General features: G+C 71.5%; 5 protein-coding genes. All 5 read right to left on the bottom strand.

The window, feature by feature from the left end; translation table 11 throughout:
• The coding region (locus DBR36_RS09650) for a sulfate adenylyltransferase subunit 1 (RefSeq protein WP_108318889.1) at nt 1-1055 on the bottom strand (1055 nt) is incomplete at its 3' end.
• Complete coding sequence (gene cysD, locus DBR36_RS09655) at nt 1055-1972, bottom strand: sulfate adenylyltransferase subunit CysD (RefSeq protein ID WP_258222695.1); 918 nt, start codon at nt 1970-1972, stop codon at nt 1055-1057. The genes cysD and DBR36_RS09650, both read right to left, overlap by 1 nt.
• Nucleotides 1969-2712 carry a phosphoadenylyl-sulfate reductase gene (locus DBR36_RS09660; protein ID WP_108318893.1) on the bottom strand — a complete coding sequence of 248 codons (744 nt, stop codon included), beginning with the start codon at nt 2710-2712 and terminating at the stop codon, nt 1969-1971. Before DBR36_RS09660 ends, cysD begins: the two co-directional genes overlap by 4 nt.
• A complete protein-coding gene (locus tag DBR36_RS09665; protein WP_108318895.1) occupies nt 2709-4421 on the bottom strand; it encodes a nitrite/sulfite reductase in 1713 nt (570 codons plus the stop codon). The genes DBR36_RS09660 and DBR36_RS09665 overlap by 4 nt, the downstream gene beginning before the upstream one ends.
• Before the next feature lie 221 nt (nt 4422-4642).
• A complete protein-coding gene (locus DBR36_RS09670; RefSeq protein ID WP_146185307.1) occupies nt 4643-5293 on the bottom strand; it encodes a MarR family winged helix-turn-helix transcriptional regulator in 651 nt (216 codons plus the stop codon).
• Between the last annotated feature and the right edge of the window lie 160 nt (nt 5294-5453).

Here is a 5453-nt window from a genome sequence, read left to right on the forward strand (position 1 = left end):
AGCTGGAACAGCTCGACGTCGGCCTCGCGACGGGGGGCGGGCAGGGTGCCGGCGCTCACGATGACGGCGCCGCGGGCGGCATCCACGTCGTCGGCGAGCTCGAGCGAGACCGACTGCGGAGCGAGGGCGCTCTGAGCGGGGACCCCCGCGACCCGGATGCCGCGGACCACCGTCCGCAGCCCCGATCCCGACACCTCGACCTCGTCGCCCACCCGCACGGCACCGCGCGAGATGCGTCCGGCGACCGCGCGGTAGTCGCGCAGCGCCGTGGCGGCCTCGGGATCGGCGGCGAGGTCGGGCGACAGTCCGCCCTGCGGGCGGATGACCGTCTGCACGGGCAGGCGCAGCGGTTCGGTGCCGCGGGCGGTCTCGTCGGCCGATGGCAGCGTCTCGAGCAGCTCGAGCAGGGCCGGCCCGTCGTACCAGGGGGTGCGGGTGGAGCGGTCGACGATGTTGTCGCCCTCGAGCGCCGAGACGGGCAGGACGTGCAGGTCGTCGATCTCGAGCTCGCCGGCGACGGCCCGGGCGTCGGCCGAGACCGCGGCGAAGACGTCGGCCGAGAAGTCGACGAGGTCGATCTTGTTGACCGCGATGATCACGTGCGGCACGCGCAGTAGAGCGACCACGGCGAGGTGGCGACGGGTCTGCTCGACCACGCCGGCGCGGGCGTCGACGAGCACCACGACCGCGTCGGCCGTGGTCGATCCGGTGACCATGTTGCGGGTGTACTGCACGTGCCCGGGGCAGTCGGCCAGGATGAACGACCGCGTGCCCGTGGCGAAGTACCGGTAGGCGACGTCGATGGTGATGCCCTGCTCGCGCTCGGCGCGCAGGCCATCGGTCAGCAGGGCGAAATCGAACGCGCCGTGGGCGAAACCGCGGTCGGCCGAGGTGCGTGCGACCTGTTCGAGCTGGTCGGCGAGGATGGCCTTGGCATCGTGCAGCAGCCGTCCCACCAGCGTGGACTTGCCGTCGTCGACGGACCCCGCGGTGGCGAAGCGGAACAGCGTGGGCTCGGTCGTGGCGACCGGGGCCTCGAGGGTGTCGAGCGACATCAGAAGTACCCGTCCTTCTTGCGGTCTTCCATGGCCGCCTCGCTGAGGCGGTCGTCCGCGCGGGTGGCCCCGCGCTCGGTGATGGTGGTGCGCGCGACCTCGGCGACGATGGACGCCAGGTCGGCGGCATCCGATTCGACCGCTCCGGTGCAGCTCATGTCGCCGACCGTGCGATAGCGGACCGTGCGCACCTCGACCTGCTCGCCCTCGCGCGGGGGAGAGAACGGACCCACCGGATGCCACATGTCACCGCGGCGGTACACCTCGCGCTCGTGCGCGAAGTACAGCGGCGGCAGCGCGATGTCCTCGCGCTCGATGTAGCGCCAGATGTCGAGCTCGGTCCAGTTCGAGATCGGGAAGGCGCGCACGTGCTGACCCGGGGTGTGACGGCCGTTGTACAGGCTCCACAGCTCGGGGCGCTGGTTGCGCGGGTCCCACTGCCCGAACTCGTCGCGCAGCGAGATGATGCGTTCCTTGGCGCGCGCCTTGTCCTCGTCGCGGCGCGCGCCGCCGAAGACGGCGTCGTGGCGACCGGCGGCGATCGCGTCCAGCAGCGGGAGGGTCTGCAGCGGGTTGCGCGTGCCGTCGGCGCGCTCCTGCAGGCGGCCGTCGTCGATGTAGTCCTGCACGCGGGCCACCTCGAGACGCAGGCCCAGGCGCGCGACGGTCTCGTCGCGGAAGCGCAGCACCTCGGGGAAGTTGTGCCCCGTGTCCACGTGAAGCACGGGGAACGGCACGCGCCCCGGGGCGAACGCCTTGGTCGCCAGGTGCAGCACGACGACGGAGTCCTTGCCGCCCGAGAACAGCAGCACGGGCCGCTCGAACTCGGCGACGACCTCGCGGATGACGTGGATCGCCTCGGCCTCGAGCAGGTCGAGGGTGGAGAGGGCAGTGGATGCCGTGGACACAGCGCTCATGTGTGCAACCCGCATTCGGTCTTGGACAGGCCCGCCCAGCGGCCGGACCGGGGATCTTCGCCGGGGGCGACCGGCCGGGTGCACGGCTCGCACCCGATGGAGGGGTAGCCGTGCGTGAGGAGGAGGTTGACCGGCACCTTGAGGTCGGTGGCGTAGCCGATGAGGTCGTCGAAGCTCCACGCGGCGACCGGGTTGACCTTGACGAGGCCGTTGCGCTCGTCCCAGGCGACCAGGGGAGTGCGCGTGCGGGTGGGTGCCTCGTCGCGGCGGACGCCCGTGAACCACACCTCGTACCCGCCGAGGGCCCCCTGCAGCGGGTCGACCTTGCGACGGGCGCAGCAGAGCGCGGGGTCGCGCTCGTACAGCTGCGCCCCGAACTCGGCATCCTGTTCCGCGACCGTCTGCGCGGGCAGCACGTCGACGACGCGCACGTCGAGAGAGCGGTCCACCTCGTCGCGCGTGAAGCGGGTCTCGCTGAAGTGGTACCCGGTGTCGAGGAAGAGCACGTCGACATCCGGCAGCTGCGCGGACACGAGGTGGGGCAGAGCGGCATCCGCCATCGAGCAGGCCACCGCGGCGGCTTCGGGGGCGAAGTGGCGGGCGACCCAGGCGACGACCTCGGCGGGGCTCGCCTCGTCGGCCTCGAGGCTGCGCAGCTCGATGTCGCCCTGCTCGGCCAGAGCCCTCAGCTCGTCGGGCGTTCGACGCGCGGTCGCGCGCGGGGCGAGAGAGACGCTCACTGCAGGGCCTCCTCGTCGGCGCGGTGGGCCCACTGGGCGAAGGTCTCGTCGGCTGCCGCGTCGCGCTCGTCGAGGAACCGCCGCACGACGCGGTCGACGTAGTCCGCGATCCCGTCGGCGGCCACCTTGAGTCCGCGGACGGTGCGGCCGAGGCCGGCTTCGTCGCGGTTTCGGGATGCCAGACCCCCGCCGAGGTGCACCTGGTAACCGGGCACCTGCTCGCCGTCGATCGTGACGAGCTGGCCCTTCAGGCCGATGTCGGCGGTCTGGATGCGCGCGCACGAGTTGGGGCAGCCGTTCACGTGCAACGAGATCGGGTGCGGCAGGTCGAAGCCCGCGAGGCGCTTCTCGAGGTCGTGAACCGCGGCCGTGGCGTTGACCTTGGTCTCGACGATCGCGAGCTTGCAGAACTCGATGCCCGTGCACGCGATGGTTCCCCGGCGGATGAGGCTCGGGCGGGCCTGCAGACCCAGCTCGTCCAGCCCGGCCACGAGCGACTCGACCCGGTCCGCGGGGATGTCGAGGATCACGACCTTCTGGTGCGGCGTCGTGCGCAGTCGCGCCGACCCGTGGGCTTCGATCAGATCGGCCAGGGCGGCCAGCGTCGTGCCCGACACGCGCCCGACGACGGGGGTCGCGCCGACGTAGAAGCGTCCGTCCTTCTGACGGTGGATGCCGACATGGTCGCCGGGGGTGGCGGGCTTCGGGGCGGCCGGACCGTCGGGCAGGGCGTCACCGAGGTATTCGTCCTGGAGCACCTGGCGGAACTTCTCGGTCCCCCACTCGGCGAGCAGGAACTTCAGGCGCGCCTTGTTGCGCAGGCGCCGGTAGCCGTAGTCGCGGAAGATCTGCGCGACGCCGTGCCAGACCTCGGCGACGCGCTCGGGAGCGACGAAAACGCCCAGGCGTCCGCCCAGGCGCGGGGCGGTGGACAGTCCGCCGCCGACCCATAGGTCGTAGCCGATGCCGAGGTCGGGGTGCTCGAGAGCGACGAAGGCGACGTCGTTGATCTCGTGCACGACGTCCTGGCTCGGGTGCCCGGTGATGGCCGACTTGAACTTGCGGGGCAGGTTCGACAGCGTCGGGTCGCCGATGAAGCGGCTGGTGATCTCGTCGATCTGCGGAGTGGGGTCGATCAGTTCGTCGGCGGAGATGCCCGCAACGGGAGAGCCGAGCACCACGCGCGGCACGTCGCCGCACGCCTCGGTCGTGCCGAGGCCGACGGCCTCGAGTCGGCGCCAGATCTCGGGCATCGACTCGACCTCGACCCAGTGCAGCTGGATGTTCTGGCGGTCGGTGAGATCCGCGGTGTCACGGCCGAACTCCTGCGAGATGCCGGCGATCACGCGCAGTTGCGCGGTGGTGAGCTGCCCGCCGTCGATGCGCACGCGCAGCATGAAGTACTCGTCCTCGAGCTCTTCGGGCGTCAGGGTCGCCGTGCGGCCCCCGTCGATCCCGGGCTTGCGCTGCGTGTAGAGGCCCCACACGCGGAACCGGCCGTGCAGGTCGGTGGGGTCGATGGATGAGAAGCCGCCGGCGGCGTAGGTGTTCTCGATGCGTCCGCGCACCGCGAGCCCGTCGTCGACCTGCTTCCACTCCTCGTTGCCGTTGAGGGGCGCGGTGCCGTCGATCTTCCACTGCCCGTTGGGCTTGGTGGAAGGGCGGGGTGGGCGCGTCGCAGTGCGCGCGGGTGGAGGACTGGTGGTCACGGTTCGGCTCTCCTCAGCGGGATGTCGACGCGACGCTAGGAGCCGTGGAGGGGCGGGGCCGAAACCGATGACACGCAACGTCGTCGAACGACACACGGCGTCACGCGACGTCTCACGGGACTCGGGAGGCGTCACACAGTTGCACCACGCGCAATCGATGCGCTAATTGCGAAACGCCGCCGGGGGACGCGAAGTCCCGATCCGGCGGCGTTTCGTGCTGCTCATGACGACGCGGACGAGGTCGGGTCGCCGGAGGGCGAGTCGGATCCGGTGCCCGGGTGAGCGGCCGGGTGCCCGCAGCCGCCCGGTCCGGGGCGCTCGCCGACGCGGAACCCGTGGTGCAGGTTCGGGCCGGACCCGGGAGCGTGCTCGCCGCGCGGGCCGAACCCGCCGCGCGGGCCGAACCCGACGCGGGGATCGAACGGACCGCGGGGGCCGAAGTCGCGGGGGCCGCGAGCGGAACCGCGTCCGCGGGGACCGCGACGATCGTCGACGTCGAGCTTCTCGGCGAGCAGGTCGAGCGTCCGGGCGAGCGACTCGAGGTCCGCGGTGGGGATGCCGTCGAGCAGCCCCGCGCGTTCGGTCTGGACGCGATCGAGCATCGCGCGGCCCGCGTCGGTGAGGCGCCACCCGTCGCCGTCGCGCACGATGAGGCCCAGGGTGACCAGGGCGTCGAGGCGCTTGCCGCCGCGGGTGAGACGGTCGGCGAGCCCGTGGGCATCCACTCGGCCGTCGATGGCGCCGAGCAGGCGAACCGCCTTTGGGTGGAGGGCGCCGTCGCGCGACTGTTCGTGCAGACGGTGGTGAAGAGCGTGTCCGATTGTTGTGAGCCGGCGGGCGATGTCGCCGGGGTCAGGGGAAGAGGTGTTCATGAGGTGTCCTTTCGCGGCGGGGGATCCGCCGATGCTTGTCATCTGACAACAGATGTACTGTGACATGTAATGCAGATGCTTGTCAAGCGACATGTAAAATCTCGGACATGGCCACCGACCCCGCCGACGACATCGCCGCAGCCCTCGCGCGGCTGCGGGG

The organism is Microbacterium sp. HMWF026 (assembly GCF_003061325.1).
Lineage (GTDB): Bacteria > Actinomycetota > Actinomycetes > Actinomycetales > Microbacteriaceae > Microbacterium > Microbacterium testaceum_E.